The 14,582-nt window shown below is 71.1% G+C and carries 20 protein-coding genes and 1 tRNA gene; 9 read left to right on the top strand and 12 right to left on the bottom strand.

Annotated features, from left to right (window positions below; all coding sequences use genetic code 11):
* Positions 1-2: 2 nt before the first annotated feature.
* The 3 genes from IE237_RS12665 to IE237_RS12675 all read right to left on the bottom strand — a co-directional run bounded on the left by IE237_RS12665 (position 3) and on the right by IE237_RS12675 (position 2,448).
* Positions 3-218, bottom strand: a complete 216-nt coding sequence (locus tag IE237_RS12665; RefSeq protein WP_189802007.1) for an FmdB family zinc ribbon protein — start codon at positions 216-218, stop codon at positions 3-5.
* Between the two features lie 32 nt (positions 219-250).
* Complete coding sequence (locus tag IE237_RS12670) at positions 251-1,555, bottom strand: coiled-coil domain-containing protein (protein WP_308433067.1); 1,305 nt, start codon at positions 1,553-1,555, stop codon at positions 251-253.
* Between the two features lie 134 nt (positions 1,556-1,689).
* Positions 1,690-2,448 carry a DUF4097 family beta strand repeat-containing protein gene (locus IE237_RS12675; protein WP_229842618.1) on the bottom strand — a complete coding sequence of 253 codons (759 nt, stop codon included), beginning with the start codon at positions 2,446-2,448 and terminating at the stop codon, positions 1,690-1,692.
* Between the two features lie 165 nt (positions 2,449-2,613).
* Here IE237_RS12675 and IE237_RS12680 point away from each other — a divergent pair.
* The 3 genes from IE237_RS12680 (at position 2,614) to IE237_RS12690 (ending at position 4,141) form a co-directional block, all read left to right on the top strand.
* Positions 2,614-2,688: transfer RNA gene (locus tag IE237_RS12680), tRNA-Val, on the top strand.
* 140 nt (positions 2,689-2,828) lie between these two features.
* Positions 2,829-3,467, top strand: a complete 639-nt coding sequence (locus IE237_RS12685) for a hypothetical protein (RefSeq protein ID WP_189802009.1) — start codon at positions 2,829-2,831, stop codon at positions 3,465-3,467.
* 383 nt (positions 3,468-3,850) lie between these two features.
* Positions 3,851-4,141: an Imm32 family immunity protein gene (locus tag IE237_RS12690; protein WP_189802010.1), complete on the top strand. Its 291-nt coding sequence runs from the start codon at positions 3,851-3,853 to the stop codon at positions 4,139-4,141.
* Between the two features lie 547 nt (positions 4,142-4,688).
* Here IE237_RS12690 and IE237_RS12695 read toward each other — a convergent pair.
* From IE237_RS12695 to IE237_RS12705, 3 genes are all read right to left on the bottom strand, one after another.
* Positions 4,689-4,994 carry a hypothetical protein gene (locus IE237_RS12695; protein ID WP_189802011.1) on the bottom strand — a complete coding sequence of 102 codons (306 nt, stop codon included), beginning with the start codon at positions 4,992-4,994 and terminating at the stop codon, positions 4,689-4,691.
* Between the two features lie 90 nt (positions 4,995-5,084).
* Positions 5,085-5,603, bottom strand: a complete 519-nt coding sequence (locus IE237_RS12700; protein WP_189802012.1) for a hypothetical protein — start codon at positions 5,601-5,603, stop codon at positions 5,085-5,087.
* Between the two features lie 68 nt (positions 5,604-5,671).
* Positions 5,672-6,163: a DUF6023 family protein gene (locus IE237_RS12705; protein ID WP_189802013.1), complete on the bottom strand. Its 492-nt coding sequence runs from the start codon at positions 6,161-6,163 to the stop codon at positions 5,672-5,674.
* 251 nt (positions 6,164-6,414) lie between these two features.
* Here IE237_RS12705 and IE237_RS12710 point away from each other — a divergent pair, with 251 nt between their 5' ends.
* The 3 genes from IE237_RS12710 to IE237_RS12720 all read left to right on the top strand — a co-directional run bounded on the left by IE237_RS12710 (position 6,415) and on the right by IE237_RS12720 (position 8,095).
* The gene (locus IE237_RS12710) at positions 6,415-6,954 is read left to right on the top strand and encodes a flavoprotein (protein ID WP_189802014.1); all 540 of its coding nucleotides are present in this window, start codon (positions 6,415-6,417) and stop codon (positions 6,952-6,954) included.
* Between the two features lie 82 nt (positions 6,955-7,036).
* The gene (gene kilB, locus IE237_RS12715) at positions 7,037-7,510 is read left to right on the top strand and encodes a plasmid transfer protein KilB (RefSeq protein ID WP_189802015.1); all 474 of its coding nucleotides are present in this window, start codon (positions 7,037-7,039) and stop codon (positions 7,508-7,510) included.
* 45 nt (positions 7,511-7,555) lie between these two features.
* The gene (locus IE237_RS12720; protein WP_229842620.1) at positions 7,556-8,095 is read left to right on the top strand and encodes a DUF4231 domain-containing protein; all 540 of its coding nucleotides are present in this window, start codon (positions 7,556-7,558) and stop codon (positions 8,093-8,095) included.
* Positions 8,096-8,151: 56 nt separating this feature from the next.
* Here IE237_RS12720 and IE237_RS12725 read toward each other — a convergent pair whose 3' ends face one another.
* Entirely contained in the window at positions 8,152-8,601 is a 450-nt protein-coding gene (locus tag IE237_RS12725; protein WP_189802016.1) for a lamin tail domain-containing protein, read from the bottom strand.
* Between the two features lie 129 nt (positions 8,602-8,730).
* Between IE237_RS12725 and IE237_RS12730 the strand changes: the two genes are divergently transcribed.
* Positions 8,731-9,543, top strand: coding sequence for an MBL fold metallo-hydrolase (locus IE237_RS12730; RefSeq protein WP_189802017.1), 813 nt, complete (start codon positions 8,731-8,733; stop codon positions 9,541-9,543).
* On the opposite strand, the gene IE237_RS12735 is transcribed toward IE237_RS12730, so the two are convergent.
* Positions 9,485-10,243, bottom strand: a complete 759-nt coding sequence (locus IE237_RS12735) for a GntR family transcriptional regulator (RefSeq protein WP_189802018.1) — start codon at positions 10,241-10,243, stop codon at positions 9,485-9,487. The two genes, IE237_RS12730 and IE237_RS12735, sit on opposite strands and share 59 nt — an antisense overlap.
* 187 nt (positions 10,244-10,430) lie before the next feature.
* On the opposite strand from IE237_RS12735, the gene IE237_RS12740 reads away from it, so the two are divergent.
* Positions 10,431-10,655, top strand: coding sequence for a hypothetical protein (locus tag IE237_RS12740; protein WP_189802019.1), 225 nt, complete (start codon positions 10,431-10,433; stop codon positions 10,653-10,655).
* A 215-nt stretch (positions 10,656-10,870) separates the two neighbouring features.
* Positions 10,871-11,134, top strand: coding sequence for a DUF2277 domain-containing protein (locus IE237_RS12745; protein WP_189802020.1), 264 nt, complete (start codon positions 10,871-10,873; stop codon positions 11,132-11,134).
* On the opposite strand, the gene IE237_RS12750 is transcribed toward IE237_RS12745, so the two are convergent.
* From IE237_RS12750 to IE237_RS12765, 4 genes are all read right to left on the bottom strand, one after another.
* Positions 11,094-11,723, bottom strand: coding sequence for a DedA family protein (locus tag IE237_RS12750; protein WP_370468174.1), 630 nt, complete (start codon positions 11,721-11,723; stop codon positions 11,094-11,096). The two genes, IE237_RS12745 and IE237_RS12750, sit on opposite strands and share 41 nt — an antisense overlap.
* 371 nt (positions 11,724-12,094) lie before the next feature.
* A complete protein-coding gene (locus IE237_RS12755) occupies positions 12,095-12,565 on the bottom strand; it encodes a DoxX family protein (protein WP_189802021.1) in 471 nt (156 codons plus the stop codon).
* A gap of 187 nt (positions 12,566-12,752) precedes the next feature.
* Complete coding sequence (locus IE237_RS12760; RefSeq protein WP_189802022.1) at positions 12,753-13,403, bottom strand: HNH endonuclease family protein; 651 nt, start codon at positions 13,401-13,403, stop codon at positions 12,753-12,755.
* 381 nt (positions 13,404-13,784) lie between these two features.
* The gene (locus tag IE237_RS12765) at positions 13,785-14,453 is read right to left on the bottom strand and encodes an HAD-IA family hydrolase (RefSeq protein ID WP_189802023.1); all 669 of its coding nucleotides are present in this window, start codon (positions 14,451-14,453) and stop codon (positions 13,785-13,787) included.
* Positions 14,454-14,582 lie beyond the last annotated feature (129 nt).

Raw genomic sequence — 14,582 nt, forward strand, 5'->3', positions numbered from 1 at the left:
GATCAGCCGCAGCAGCCCCCGCCACAGCAGCCGCCACCGCCGCCACCGCCCTGAGCGGGGGCGGCGGTGGCGCTTCCGCCCACGGCCACGGCCGAGAGCAGCTTCACGGTGTCGTCGTGCCCGGCGGGGCAGGAGGCGGGGGCGGAGGACTCGGCCATGGGACGGCTGAGCTCGAAGGTGTCGCCGCAGGTGCGGCAGCGGTATTCGTAACGAGGCATGGGAACAGGCTAGCGGCGGCACGAGCACGACATCAGTGGCCGACGCCGGATCCCCGCTCCTCCCGGATCAGGCCGACGACGCGCGCGGCGGCGGCGCGGACGGCCTCCAGCTCGGTCAGGAAGTGCCAGTAGTCGGGGTGGCGGCCCTCAAGACCGTCCACCGCACGGTCGAGACGGCCGACGGCGTCGTCGAGAGGCCGGGCGTGCCGAGGGTCGGGCGTGTTGCGCCCCGCCATCGCGAGCCGCTGGGCGTCCCGTACCGCGAACCGCGTCCGGTCGATCTCCGCCTTCGGGTCCTTCGCGACGGCGTCCAGGCGGCGCAGCCGCTCCCCGGCGGCCGACACGGCCTCGTCGGTCGAGTCGAGCAGCGCGCGGACCGTGGAGAGCAGCGAGGTCGCGTCGGGCCAGCGCTGCTCGGCCCGCGCCTTCCCGGCCTCGGCGAGCCGCTCCTCGGCCTGCCGGAGGGTCACGACGGCCTGCTCCGGCACGTGCTGGAGGTCCTGCCAGCAGGCGGCCGAGTACCGCCGCCGCAGCTCGGAGAGGACGGGCTCGACGCCCCCCGCGCGGGTGGTGAGCGCCTCGGTGCGGGTACGCAGCGACACCAGCCGCTTGTCGATCTCGGCGGCCCGCTCGGGCAGCCGCTCGGCCTCCGCCCGTACCGCCTCGGCGTCCCGCAGCACCCGGTCGGCGCGCTGCAGCGTCTCGGCGACGCCGTGCCGGCCGGCACCCTCGTTGAGGCGGGTCAGCTCGGGCCCGAGCGAGGCGAGCCGCGCGGCCAGGTCGTCGGCGCGCAGCCCACCCTCGCGTACGACGTCCAGGGCACCGCTCGCGCCCCGCAGGGCCTGCCGGGCGCGCTCGACGGCGGGAGCGAGCTGCGCGAGCTGGGTCTCGGCGCGCCCGAGGAGCGGGGCGAGCCCCTCCTCGAAGCGGTCCAACTCGCCCTTGACTCGGTCGAGCTCCTCCTTGGCACGGTTGAGATCGGCGCGGGCGCGCGACGCACTGCCGGCATCCAACTCGTCCCGATCGAGATCATGCGCATCGACCGCACCGATGTAGAGATGACTGACCTCGTCGATCCGCCGCCCGAGCGCCTCGAACCCTTCGACGGCGCGGCGCGCCTCGGGGGAGCTGTCGACGGCGGTGATCGTCTCGATGGAGATGCGGAGCCCGCGCTGAGCGGTGTCGAGCTCGTAGAAGGCGGCAGCGGCGGCGTCCTTGGCGGCCTGGGCCTCGGCCCGCTGGCCCTCCCCGCGCCCGCCGAACCAGCGGCGCGTCCCGCCGCCCGCGAAGGCCTGCGGCAACAGCGCACCCACCAGCAACGGCAGCGCGACGGCCAACCGGAACGCAGAGGAAATCCCGGGCGCCGATGTGCCCCTCACGTCACTCGCCGCCACGTACTCTCCCCGTGCTGTGTCCGCCGTGCCCGGTCCGGTTCATTCTCCCACCCGGTAAGGACGAACACACGGCCCGGTCAGTTCAGCGTACGGACGGTGACGTCCCCGTTGTCGCTGCGCAGGCTCACGGAGTGCGGGCTCCCTTCCCGGCGGGGCACGTCGAGCCGGACGTCCCCGTTGTCACTGGAGCCGGCCACCGCGTACTCGCCCTCGGGCACCTCCACGGTGACGTCGCCGTTGTCGGTGACGACGTCGACCTTGCGGGGGACGGCGCCGAGGGTGATGTCCACGTCCCCGTTGTCGGACCGGACGGTGACCTCGGGCGAGGTGACGGAGTCCTCGACCCCGACATCCCCGTTCCCGCTCCCGAGGTCGAGCGCTCCACTGACCTTCCGCACCCGCACGTCCCCGTTGTCGGACCGCACCTTCAGGGGCGTGGTGAACCCCTCGGCGGTCACGCGCCCGTTGTCGTCCTCGACGGTGACGGCCACCCCGCGGGGCACCTGGATGCGGTGCACGGCCCCACAGCTGGCCGCGACCGCGTCGCACTCCACCCGCAACGTCAGCCGCCCGTCCACCAGCTTCCAGCTGGCCTCGGGCCCCGACCCCATGAACACCCACCCGTCGACCTGCCGCTCCACCCGCACGTCGTCGACGTCGGCGGGCGTGATCACCAGATCGGAGTTGTCCGAGTCGACGGTGAGCGCGTCCCCGCCGAACGCGAACGTCCGCCGTTCCACCGGCGCCCCCTCGGCATCGGCGACCCCACACCCGACGAGCCCGAGCACGGCGACACCGGAAGCGAGCAGCACACGGAACGGGCGAGCTACGGCCATGACGATCATTCCCCCAGAGCGACGCGATGATCCCCCGACGCTAAGCCCCGACCACCCCGGGTCACGATCCGGCGACCCACCGTCCCGGGGGTGGGGCTACCCCCCCCGGGAGGTATCCGTTTGCGGCACCCACCCCAGGGCCATGTAGGCTGTTGCCTCTTCCACGGGTGCGTAGCTCAGGGGTAGAGCGCTGCTCTTACAAAGCAGATGTCGGCGGTTCGAAACCGTCCGCGCCCACCAGTGCAAAGGCCCCCAGCCGATCATGGCTGGGGGCCTTTGACATCCACATCTGACATCAACGTCCATGGTCACTGGGCTCTGGGGCCTGTCCGGCCGATCATGGTGAGCGTCAGGGCTGCGATGCCATCGAAGGGGGATCGGTGGAGGACGTTTTCGACACGACCGGGAGACCGCCGAAGGGATGGATGCACGCCATCTTCCACGGCGGCCCGTACGGGGAGGACGTGGGTCGCTGCATCCCCGGTCCTCCGGCTCCGGCAACCCTCGCGGTGCCGCTGGCGGATGGCGGTGTCCACACGTACCGCCTGTGGACGGTGGGCTCGTGGTCCGATCCGGACGACCCCATAGCGGTCTACAACCCTGACGGACCCCCCGTACCGCCGTCTCTCCTGACCGACCAGGAGAAGGAGTGGCTTCGGGAGGGGCAGCAGAAGAAGGGGCTCGGGCCGCTGAAGCTTGTCGCGCTGGCCCCCGACGGACGGCTGGCTTGTGACCCCGACGCCTCCACCATCGAGGCGATGCTTGCCGGGCTGCGACACAGGGAGCACATGCTTCTCCAGCGGCTGACCGACCACGATGAGGGCGACTGGTACCTCCAAGTCCTGTTCGACGAGGACGACACCTACGAGGTGGTTCACCAAGCGGGCACGGCCGCTGAGCGCGAGGGGACGCGGTCAGCTTCCCTGGCCGCAGTCCGTGATGCCGTCCTCCGCTGGGCGGCCGATCAGCCGAGCTGGCGAACTGTGCTCGAAGGACCTACGACCGGGGACGAATCCTGAGCGGCCGGCCTGAGCGGACGACGCGGCCCCGGAGCAGGATGCCCCGGGGCCTCCATCGGTTGTGGACGAGCCCGGCTGCCTTCGCGAGCGCGAGGAAGACATTAAGACCACCAACGAAGCCGGTGATCCTCCGGCAACCACCGCTAGTGCTGGCGCTTTCAATCCGATCAGTAGGGCTACGGCGCCAAAGTCGACCTCACCCTGGGCGAGCATGGTGTGGATGTGACTGCTCTGGCGGCGAGGCGGGGCATCAACCGCGCCGAGATCATGGACGCCTGGCGCGACCGGTGACCAGCGTTTCCTGAGCTTCCGCCGGTGTCTGTGTACGAGGGACAAGCCCCCTGTCTCCGGCGCCTTGTCTGTGCAGCGGCATCATGGGTTCCATGACTTCCGGAACCGGCTCAGCGCCGATGGAGAGTACTCACATCACGGCTGCCGTTGAGGGCACGGCACTCCGCTTCACTTGGGATGTCGATGCCCGGATCGAGGTGCGGAACCTCGGGAGCGAGGTCGTCATCGAGGCGAATGCCGCAGGTCTCAGGACGCTTGCCGGGCATCTTCTGGTGCTGGCAGGCGAAGGAGTTCCGGATGGAGCACATCTGCACCTTGAAGACAGCAACGGGCTGGAAGACGGGTCCGTCGGTCTGGTCCTGGAGCGCAGTGATGAGGAGTGACCGGCTCCTCGTTAGTCGTTGCCGGAGTTGACATCTAAAACTGACATCAACGGCGGCGGTCGTACACGGCTTGCCGTGGCAGGGGTGACCAGCAGTCCGCTCCTGGTCGACGGTCTCGGCGTGACGTCCGCGCAGCCGGTGATGTCGGGGACGGAACGGCGGCTCAGGTCCTGGCACGGCACTGGCGGCTTTCTTGGGTTGCCTTGCTGTTCAGGGGCTATCCGTGGCCAGAAGCCAGCTCATGTCATTCTCGGACGCGCAGGATGCCGGGGCGGTCTGACATCCATGTTGGCGACGCGCCCCTGCCGCCCTGTGTGGGATCGTCTACGCGATTCCCATCAACCGTTAGTGGGGATGCATGCGAGGGGGAGCATCATGGAGTCGGTCGGGTATCTCATGGGCGCCCTTGTCTGGGGCGTCTTGATTGCTGCGCTGCTGGTGGCTGTGGTCGGGGCGCTTTTGGTTGGTCGGTGGCGACGCAGGGCGATCGCAGCCTTGGAGCGTGCGGAGTTGGAGGCGGATCCGCAGCCCTCTGCGGGATCCCCCATCAGCCGGCAGCAGAGTTGAATGTCACGTCCTTGGGTTCGGTTGTGATCGTTCCCGTCCACCAGCCTGGTTCTCCGCTTGCCTCCCAGGAGATCGTCAGCGGTCGGCCGGCCAGCTCCTCGGCCTTGCCGTGTGCGGCTGTCCGGGCCTCGTCGGGTTCGCTGTCGGCGCTGGGGTTGTCGAGGTAGCCGTCGACGATGGCGCCGGAGAAGTACATGGCGTAGCGCCACACCTCAGGCGTGCGGTACAGAACGAACATCTGCGGTGTCCCGAACCCGTCCCGCCAGTGCTTTCGTCTGCGCTTCATGGCCGCACGGTAGCCGTGGTTTCCACGAGTCGCCCTTGTGTTTCGGCGTGGGTATCGTCCGAACCCGTCGATCAGCCGGGCGCAGGGTCTTCAGTGGCCCAAGGCTGCCTTCGCCGCCACGATGAGGACCACGAAGAGGAGGTTCACCAGGCCCTCGATGAGGGCTTGGGTGCGGGGTGCGCCGGCGTTCAAAGCTCCGAACATGGCCCAGGAGAACTGTTGCGCGCCCGCCACCGCCAGGGCGAGCCACTCCGCGCCGGCGGCGTCCAGGCCCAGGAGGGGGCTCACCGCCAGGGCCACCGCCGGCAGCGCGGCCGCCTCGATGATGGACAGCTCGTGGCGTGCTGCCCTTCGGACGTCTCCCCTGTCGAGGGTCCGGCCGACCAGTCGTTGCCCGGCGAGGTTCGCATAGACGTGGGCGGCCCAGAAGACCACGCCCGTCACCAGAACCATCACGATGAGCTTGAGGCGCGGGAAGTCACCGACCGTGCCGGCCGTCGCGATCACCGAGGCCGCGAGGAGCGACCCGTAGACGGCTCCGGCGTGGTCTGTCTGCGATGCCGACCGGGTGTGGTCGGATCTGCGAGGCCATCGGAAGAGGCGGTGCACCCGCCCAACCTAGCGATCGAGGACCTCCCGCGGCCGTATCCCACGCGGAACGGCGCGGACGCGGGTGCTCAGGAAGGCATGGAGGAGACCTGCCATGCGACCATGCCGGTCGCTCCCTTCGTCGGGTCGATGTCGATCGGCAGGCGCTCCGGGGCGTTCTCGACGCGCCGGTTCGTGGGGACCCCGTCGCACGGGACGGATTCCGGTGCCTTGCCCGCGATGGCGACGTTCACCGTCCCCGTGCCGACGCACGCCACGGAGAGCTTGTACGTCTTTCCCTTCGTGAGGGAGGGGCGGCTGTGTACGCCTTCCTGGGCCCGCTCAAGGCCCGATTCCACGAATTCAGGGTCGTCGACCGAAATCCCTACGAGGGCCGCCTTGGCGCGCTCGCCCTGGCTTTCCTCGGTTTTCGCCGAGGAGGCCTCTCCCGCTGCCGAGCTCTTCTTGCCCGAGGGTGACGGAGGGGCCGATTGCGTGGCTCCGCCGCTGCAGCCGGCGGTCAGGAGAGTGGCGAGGGAAAGGACCGCCGCCGCGGTCAGTGGCTTGCGCAGTGCCGTCATGAGTTCGTCCCCCAGTAGTGACGTCCGGCCTCCGAGGAGGATGGGTCTGCGGTTCTCCTTCTCGGAGCCCCCCGTGGCGACCGTAGCTTTGCGCGCAGCGGGCGGGGAAGGGGAGAGTGTTCTTCTGAGCAAGAATTGAGGAAGATCGATTTCAGTCATCCGCTATGTCTACTGGCCGGAATCCGGTTCGTTTCCGGGGAGGCTTGTGGGCGGGTTACCGGGTCTCGGGACCCGTGTGATCGGATGAGGGGATGAGCACCCTGTACTTGTTCGCGAGCGCCGCCGAGCCCGTTTTTGATGTTGCCCGTGTCATCGAGGAGGCGCAGGCCGATGGGTGGGACGTCTGCCTCGGGCTCACGCCCACGGCCGCACGCTGGCTCGCCGGGTCGCTCGACGGGCTTGCCGTGCTCACCGGGCATCCCGTGCGGTGGGACTACAGGCTGCCGGGCGAGCCGGACGTGTGGCCGGCGGCCTCGGCGGTCCTTGTCGCGCCGGCCACCTTCAACACGGTCAACCGGTGGGCGCTCGGGATCGCCGACACGTTCGTCGTCGGTGTGGCCGCGGAGGGCATCGGCAAGGGGATCCCGATGGTGACGGTGCCGTGCGTGAACGCCGCCTACGCCCGGCACCCGCAGTTCGAGCGGTCCGTGGAGACGCTGCGCGGTGCCGGGGTCTCGGTGCTCTACGGCGAGGGCGGATTCGTACCGCACGAGCCGGGACAGGGAGACGCGGCTCTCTTCCCCTGGCGGCTCGCCCTCGATGCCGTGCGTGAGCGGGTCGCGGTCGGCTGAGGGGAGGGGGCCGCACGGGCCGTCGCACAGGATTTCGGGCGATCGGGGCCTCAGGTGTCGTAGCCTGTGATCAGGTGGTGTCGTGGAAGCAATCATCGCCAGCGCCATGGCTGTTGTCGGGACCCTGCTCGGGTCGGGGATCACGCTCGCGTTCCAGCGGCGTACGGCCGACAGGGGGCATGAGTTCACGCGGGGGGAGAAGCTGCGGCAGGAGAGGCTGGACGCCTACACCGTCTATGCAGGCGCCCTGGTGAACTACCGTCGCTGCCTCATCCATCTGTGGTTCTGCGTCCATGAGTCGCCACCGCCCGAGCCGCCGGACGGCGTGCGGGTGCGTGCGTACGATCTGCGGTCCGCCGCTCAGGAAGCTCTCTTCCGGCTGCAGATGCTGACCGACGACGACGGGCTGAGCCGGAGCGGGGAGGTTCTTCTGGACGACGTGACGATGTTGCAGAAGGCGGGCAGTCGGGCCGAACTGGAGAGTCTTCGTGTGCGGACGCGGGACGACATCAGTGCTCTCGTCCGGGAGGCCAAGCGGCATCTCCGAGGCGGTTGACGGCGTGAGTTGACGTGGACTCGTCGTTGGCGGTGTACTCCCGGCATGGCTGAGCTGGGGGACGCGCCCGAACCAGGGGCGCAGGGCGGCGAGATGACGCCGCAGCGGTACATCGAGACCAGGCTCGCGCAGTACCAGGACTGGTACGACGGCAAGGCGACCCGGATGAAGGCGATGCATCTGCGGATGCGGACCGTCTCCGTCGTCGGCGGGGCGCTGGTTCCGGTGTTCGTGAACCTGGACCTGGGGTTCGCGCGGGTCACCGCCACCGTGCTGAGCGTGGTGGTCGTCGCCGCCGTGTCGCTGGAGAGCGTGTACCGGTATCGGGAGCAGTGGAAGAACTACCGCTCCACCGAGCAGCTGCTCGGGCACGAGCGGGTCTACTTCGAGGCCAGGGTCGGGCCGTACCGCGACCTGGGCAAGCGTGAGGCGTTCTCCGTCCTCGTCGCCCGCGTCGAGAAGGCCATCGCGAACGAGAACTCCGCGACCCTCAACGTCATGACCCTCGGCGGGCAGGTCACCAATGACCTGCAGCCGCACGGGGGCGGGGTTCCCGGCGCCCGGCAGGAGGCGGAAGCCTCCTGAGACCGCCTGCGGGCCCCGGGTCGCGGGGCCCACAGACCGTCAGACGACCTGCGGGGTCAGCACCACTTGTAGTCGACCCGGGTCGAGTTGTACGAGCACGTGTCGACGGTCGTGCCGTTCGACTTGCGCAGCTTCGCCGTGTCCCTGTCGTTGTTCCAGACGTACGCGGCACGGTTCTGGTACACGTTCGCGGCGGTGTTCGTGCCGCGGCCCGTGCGGACCGTCACGATCTTGCCCTTGCCGAGCGTGTAGTTGCCGAAGGTGTACTTGTGGTTGGCCGCGTCCGTCAGCGTCCAGCCCCGCAGGTTGACCGCCGCGCCGGTCGTGTTGCGTATCTGGACGTACTCGGCGTTCAGGCTGCCGTTGGAACGGTTGTCCGTGCCCGGGCTGTCGTAGTAGATCTTGTACAGGTGGACCGAGCCGGCGGCCTGCGCCTGCGAAGGCAGCAGCAGGATGCCGGAGGCGGCGGCCGCGGTGACGGCCGCGAGCGTGCGTACGCGAAGCATGAATGTCCCTCAGTTCTCTGCCGGGCACCCGCCGATGGGGCCCGGCGAGCACACAGGATACGCACCAGTTCTTCACCTGTCCCCCACAAGTTCCGGCCAGTGGCCGCCGTCCCGGCCTAGACTCGGCGCATGGGCAGCGCATCGCTGCGGATCACCGTCCTCGGATCCGCCACCCCCTTCCCCCGGCCGGGCAACGCCTGCTCCGGCTACCTCGTCGAGGGCGGCGGCGTCCGCCTCTGGGTGGACGCCGGCACCGGCACCCTCGCCGAGCTCCAGCGGTACGTGCCGCTCGGCGACGTCGACGCCGTGTGGATCTCCCATCTGCACGCCGACCACAGCGCCGACCTGCTCACCGCCTACTACGGGCTGCTGTACGCGGGGCTCGACCTCCGGCTCCCCGTGCCCCTCTTCGGCCCGCCCGGCATCGCCGACCGGCTCGCCGCCTTCCTCACCAACGGACCCGACCGCAGCCCCGTCGAGAAGGCCTTCGGCGTGGAGGAGCTGCACGACGGGCATCTCGCTCGCGTCGGCGGGCTCACCCTCCGGTCCCGCGCCGTCGAGCACGGAGGGCTCCCCGCCTTCGCCCTGCGCGTGGAGGACGAGGAAGGTGCCTCGCTCGTGTACTCCGGAGACTGCGAGCCCTGCCCTCCGCTCGTCGAACTCGCCCTGGAGTGCGATCTGTTCGTCTGTGAGGCCGACGGCCCCGTGCCCGGCCACCATTCGGCGGCCCAGGCCGGACGGAGCGCCGCCGAGACCCGCGCCGGCCGCCTCGTCGTGACCCACGTCGGGCCCGGGACCAGCCCGGCCGACGCCGTCGCCCAGGCCGCCGCCGAGTTCCCCGGCGACGTCGTCCACGCCGACCCCGGGCTGCGGTTCGAGGCCGTCACGCGTCGAAGTCGTACTCCAGGACGTACGACGACGAGTCCAGCGTCATCTCGTTGAGCTCCACCGCCATCCCGGGCCCCGTGAAGGCCGTCCGCCCGATGAGCACCACCGGCGTCCCGAGCTCCAGGGAGAGCCGGTCCGACTCGTCCGCCGTCGGCATTCGGCAGCGGATCTCCTCCCGGAAACGCACCGGCCGGTGCCCCAGCTCCGTGAGCCGTGCGTAGGTGCCGCCGGGGCCCGTGTCCGGCTCGGTGATCGGCGTGCCCCGTACGAGCTCGGCGGAGAGGTACGACACGGAGAGCAGCACCGGCTTGGCGTCGAGGACGAAGCGGCGGCTCCGGACGCAGACGGGCGCCCCCGGCGCCAGGTTCAGCGCGCCCGCGACCCGGTCGCCGGCCTCCGTCTCGCCCACCTCGATCTGGTCCACGACCAGCTCCCGGTCCTCGACGTCCGCCGACCAGACCGAGCGGCCGCTGCCCCACCGGTCCCCGGAGAGGCGCGGGATGCCGCGCCGGCGCAGCGGGCGGAACACCCGGACGAAGACCCCGGCGCCCTTGCGCGCCTCGGTGAGCCCTTCCGTACGCAGCACGGAGAGGGCCTGGCGGGCGGTCATGCGGGCCACGTCGTAGGTCGTCATGAGGTCGTTCTCGCCGGGGAGCCGATCGCCCGGCGCGAAGGCGCCCGACTGGATCGCGGTTCTCAACTCATCAGCGATGCGCTGGTACTTGGGCCGACGAGCGCTGTCCTGGTCAGTCACGGGTGGACCACTCCCTTCATCTGCGGGACACCCTACGGCGCACTCCTCGGCCCGGGAGCACAGCTGTACGCCGTCCCGCCCGGTCGATCCATCCATCGGGGGACATCTCTAGAGATACGTTGACAGCGCGGGGTCGCCACGCTTCCCTGAGTGTCCCCAGATTCAGGATTCGGGACGGAGGGGATGCGTGCAGCCACTGCCCGAGGTCGGTGACCTCGTCCGCGACACCGCCACGGGGCGGGTCGGTTTCTATGTGGAGAGCGTCTCCGGGCGCTTTCTGATCCGCGCCGTCCACGGCGGCGGCGAGTGGGAGGCCGAGCCCCTCGACGTCCAGCCCGCCACGCCCCTGCACGAGCTGCGCGCCCGCACCGCCGAGATCAACGCACGGAGCAGACGCGGTCTGGGTGGGTGAGGCGGGTCGCGCTGACGGGGCGGGCTTCCGGGCCGGGCTCGCGTCGTACGTCCGGGTCGGGCTCGCGTCGTGCTTCCGGACCTCCGGACGGTGGCCGCGTTGCGCTTCGGAGCCGGGCTCGCGTCGTGCTTCCGGGCCACGGCTGCCTCGCGCCTCCGTACCAGGTCCGCGTCGTGCTTCGGGCGGTTGTCAGTGGGGCGCGCCACACTGGAGGCATGTGCCGCAGCATCAAGACGCTCCGCCCGCCCGCGCTGCCCGAGGAGGCGACCGAGGAGGACATCCGCGCCGCCGCCCTGCAGTTCGTCCGCAAGGTCTCCGGCTTCCGTGCGCCCGCCGCCCACAACCGCGAGGTCTTCGAGCGGGCCGTGGACGAGATCGCCGACGCGACCGCGAGACTCCTCGACGGCCTGGAGGTGCGCGGCGCGCACCCCGCCGCCGTCAGGACGCGGGCGCGGGAGCCGCAGCCGGACGCCGTATGAGGTACGCGGCGAGGCCGCCCGCGAGGAAGAGCGCGAGGGTCGACACCCCCGCGCTGAACCAGGTCGCGCCCAGCCACTGACCGCCCAGCCAGCCGAGCCCGACGCTGTACGAGGCCCAGGTCACGCCCGCCAGTGCCGACCACGGCAGGAACTCCTCGGCCCGCCGCTTCGCCGCGCCCGCGCCCAGGGAGACGACCGAGCGGCCGGCCGGGGCGAAGCGCGCGAGCACCACGAGCAGGCCGCCGCCCCGTGCGAGCGCGGTGCCGAGACGTTCCTGCGCCAGCGAGAGGCGGCGTGACCGCGCTATCGCCTTGTCGAGCCTGGCCCCGCCGCGCAGGGCCAGGCGGTACGCCAGGAAGTCGCCGAGCACCGAGGCGGTGGCCGCGCAGAGGAGCAGGGGGAGGAGCGACGGCACGCCGGTGGAGGCCCCGGTGGCCGTGGCCGCCGCCGTGGCGGCGGTGATCACCAGGAAGCCGCTCGGCAGCACGGGCAGGAAGACGTCGAGCAGGATCGACGTCGCCACCACCGGATAGATCCATGGGCCGGCGGTGAGCGACCGCAGCGAGCCCAGGCTGTCGAGCAGATTCACAGGGCCAGAGCCTACGCGGGGGCGGGGGACCCACCGCCGGTGGGTGCCGGGAGACGGCCGCCGCGCGCCCGGGGGACGGACCTGGACCCCGTCGGGGAGTCGGTCCGAGGGCGGGGCGCCACCGCCACGGAGAAGGATGGGAGTGGGTCCGAGGGCCGGGGCCTCACCCGTCCGAGGGCCGGGCCCGCCCGCTCCGAGGGCCGGGGCCAGCCCCTCCGAGGGCCGGGCCCCCACCCCCTCCGAGGGCCGGGCCCCCACCCCCTCCGAGGGCCGGGCCTCCGCCCCCTCCGCGGGCTCGGCTCGCCCCCTCACGGAGAAGGGCCGGAAACCGTGCTGCGGTTTCCGGCCCCTTCCGGTATTCGGCTCGTGCGTCAGGCCGCGACCGGCGTGCCCCGCTCCTCGCGGGCCTTCGCGTCCGTGGCCTCTCCGGCGCCGAAGAGCCGGTCGAGGGCCAGCGCGCCCGGGCCCGTGAACACGAGCAGCGCGAAGGCCCAGCAGAACATGGCCGCGCTCTCGCCGCCGTTCTGGAGCGGGAAGAGCGATTCCGGCTGGTGGACCTTGAAGTACGCGTACGCCATCGAGCCCGAGGCGAGGAAGGCGGCGCTCCGGGTGCCGAGCCCGGCCAGGACCAGGACGCCTGCGCCGAGCTGGATGACGGCGGCGTACCAGCCCGGCCAGGTGCCGGCCGGTATCGCGCTGCCGCCGAGGAGGCCGAAGAGCGAGGCGGCGCCGTGGCAGGCGAAGAGCAGGCCGACCACGATGCGGAAGAGGCCGAGAGCGTAGGGCTGGGCCTGGTTCAGGCGGGCGGTGAGGCTTGCGGGGGTGGTGTTCTGCGCGGTCATGGGGGTGGGACTCCTTCGGCCTGGCCCCGTCCGTGGGGAACGGGGCGTGGGGGACGGAAACCGATGAGGCCGTAAGGTTAGGCACCCCTCACTAGTACTTGCAAGTTCAACATTCGGTCATCGGGGAGTCTGTGTCGAGGCTCACTCCCCGACGACCGTCGCTGACGCGGGCTCAGTGGGCGGGCGGTCAGCAGCCGTTGAGGACGGACTGGAGGGCGCTCTTCTCGGCGGAGTCGACGCTGAGGTTCCAGTAGTACTTCACGTGCACCCAGGCCCGGACGTACGTGCAGCGGTAGGCGGTCCGGGAGGGCAGCCACTTCGCCGGGTCCAGGTCGCCCTTGGCCTGGTTCACGTTGTCTGTGACGGCTATGAGCTGCGGCCGGGTGAGGTCGTTCGCGAAGGACTGGCGCTGGGCGGTGGTCCAGGAGTTCGCGCCCGAGCGCCAGGCCTCGGCGAGCGGGACCATGTGGTCGATGTCGAGGTCGGACGCGACGGTCCAGGTGGCGCCGTCGTACTCGGAGTACCAGCTGCCGCTGGTCGCGGCACAGCTGGAGTCGGTGACGACGTTCACGCCGTCGCGCTTGAGGACGGTCTCACGCGTGTTGCAGGTGCCGGACTGGGTGATCCAGTGCGGGAAGAGGTCCCGGCTGTAACCCGAGGTGGAACCCTCCGCCTTGACCGTGAGGGCGGCCAGGTAGGTGCGGGCGGTCGCGGCGCTGACCGGGGTCGGCATGGCGGCCTGCGCGGCCGGGGCCGCGGCGAGGAGGCCGGTGACGGTGAGGGCGGCGGAGGTGGCGAGCACGGCGAGTCGACGCGCGTAGATCATGCCGACGGGCATGTGAACTCCCTTGAGGTGGGGGGACCTTGGCTGCTGCCGTCCCCGCGGGGTGCCGGGCGGTGGGCCCGGTCATCGTGGCGGCGCAAGGTTTCCGTGGAGGGTGCGCCAGGTAACAGAGTGGCGACATGAACACGTCACATCAAGGGGTGTGACGGTCCTGATGGAGTGCCAGATTCCGCCCGGCGTTCAGGGGTTCACGGCTACGTCGGCCCCGAAGGGGGTGCGGGAATCGCCTCGCGCGCCCCCGGTGGCACCTCGCGCGCCCCCGGTGACACCTCGCGCGCGCCCGAAAGCGCCCGAAAGTGCCCAGAAGCGCCCGGAAACGCCTCGCGCGCGGCCGGAAGTCCGGCCGCGCGCGAGGGGAAGAGGGGGAGGGGGTGGTTACGTGAGGACGGTCAGCGTGATCGAGCCGTCCGCCGCCGGCTCCACCCGCAGCCGGGTGAGGTCGGCGATGTGCACGTCCGGCGCGAAGGCCGCCGCGCGCGGGCCCACGCCCACGACGCGCATGCCGGCCGCGCGGCCCGCCTGGATGCCGGCCTCGGAGTCCTCGAAGACCACGCAGTCCGCCGGGTCGAAGCCCAGCGTCGCCGCGCCCTTGAGGAAGCCCTCGGGGTCCGGCTTGCTGGCGCCGACGCTCTCGGCGGTGACCCGGAGCTCCGGCATCCGGAGGGCCGCCGCGCCCATCCGGGCCTGGGCCAGGGCCTCGTCCGCGGAGGTCACCAGGGCGTGCGGGAGGTTCTCGATGGCGGCCATGAAGGCGGGGGCGCCGGGCACGGGCACGACCCCGTCGAGGTCGGCGGTCTCCTCGGCCAGCATCACCCGGTTGTCGGCGTGGTTCTCCGCCATCGGGCGGTCCGGGAGGAGGACGGCCATCGTGGCGAACCCCTGGCGGCCGTGGACGACCTTGAGCACCTCGTCCGCGTCGAGACCCTGGCGGTCCGCCCAGCGGCGCCAGCAGCGCTCGACGACGGCGTCCGAGTTGACGAGGGTGCCGTCCATGTCGAGGAGGAGGGCGCGGGCGGTGAGCGTTGCCGGGGTGGTGGCAGGCATCAGGTCTCCAGAGGGGGTGGCGCGGAGAACGAAGCGGTCCCGCCCACCGGTCAGGGAGTGCGGGCGGGGCCACTTTGTTCTTCTACGATACAAAACCGGAGGCCGTCTTGGCCAACCGGTCCTCCGTCC

The organism is Streptomyces tanashiensis, assembly GCF_014648895.1.
Lineage (GTDB): Bacteria > Actinomycetota > Actinomycetes > Streptomycetales > Streptomycetaceae > Streptomyces > Streptomyces tanashiensis.